The sequence below is a fragment of the Streptomyces sp. NPDC006314 genome, from assembly GCF_040613075.1.
Taxonomy (GTDB): Bacteria; Actinomycetota; Actinomycetes; order Streptomycetales; family Streptomycetaceae; genus Streptomyces.
Genome location: NZ_JBEXRL010000080.1, coordinates 1 through 1,142 on the forward strand (window position 1 = coordinate 1; position 1,142 = coordinate 1,142).

Here is a 1,142-nt window from a genome sequence, read left to right on the forward strand (position 1 = left end):
GCCGGTCACGGTGGGATGGTCTCGCTGGCGCTGGATGCCGGGCGGGTGGCTGAGCGGATTCGCGTCTGGGACGGTCGTATCGAGATCGCGGCGCTCAACGGGCCCACCTCGGTCGTCGTCGCGGGTGAACCGCAGGCCCTGGATGAGCTGATCGCCTCCTGTGAGGCGGACGAAATCCGGGCCCGTCGTGTCCCGGTGGACTACGCCTCTCACACCTCTCACGTCGAGCGGATCGAGGAGGAGCTGGCCCGGGTCCTGGCCGAGGTGCGCCCGCAGTCCTCGGGTATCCCGTTCTTCTCCACCGTGGTCGGTGACTGGGCGGACACGGCGTTGCTGGATGCCGGGTACTGGTATCGCAACCTGCGCCAAAGCGTCCGCTTCGAAGAAGCCGTTCGTGCTTTGACCGAGCAGAATCATGCTGCGTTCGTCGAGGTGTCGGCGCACCCGGTGCTGGCGATGAGCATCCAGGACACCGCCGAAGATGCGATCGTCACCGGCACCCTGCGTCGCGAGGACGGCGGGCTGGACCGCTTCCTGACCTCTGCCGGTGAGCTGTGGGTCCGCGGTATCGAGGTGGACTGGTCGCGGGCCTTCGCCGGCACCGGCGCTCACCACACCGACCTGCCCACCTACTCCTTCCAGCGTCGCCGCTTCTGGCTCGACGCCCCGGCCGGTGAGCAGAGCCCAGGCAGCACTGACCCCGCTGACGCGCGGTTCTGGGAGGTCGTGGAGAGCGGTGACCTGGAGTCGCTGGCGTCGGTCCTGGGCGTCTCGCCGGACGTGCCGTTGAGTGAGGCGTTGCCGACGCTGTCGTCATGGCGGCAGCGGCAGCGTGACGAGGCACGGCTGGAGGAATGGCTGTACCGCGTCACATGGAAGCCGGTGTCCGCGCAGGCCGAAAGGCTGGCGGGCAGGTGGCTGGTCGCGGTACCCGCAGCGTTGCCCGAGGAGGAGTGGGCCTCTGCCGTAGTGCGGTCACTCGAAGCGAACGGGGCGGATGTCCTGCGATTCCCGGTGGGTCGGGATGCGGACCGCGCTGAGGTGGCCGGTGTCCTGCGGGGTGTGGGTGCTCCCGTGGGTGTGGTGTCGTTGCTGGCGTTGGATGAGGCGTCGCATGTGGTGCGTGGTGGGGTGTCGGCTGG

1 protein-coding gene is annotated in these 1,142 nt (G+C 69.0%); it reads left to right on the forward strand.

Going from position 1 to position 1,142, the window contains the following annotated elements; translation table 11 throughout:
- Positions 1–15: 15 nt before the first annotated feature.
- A partial coding sequence (locus ABZ079_RS36875) for an acyltransferase domain-containing protein (RefSeq protein ID WP_356943806.1) occupies positions 16–1,142 on the forward strand: 1,127 nt, incomplete at its 3' end.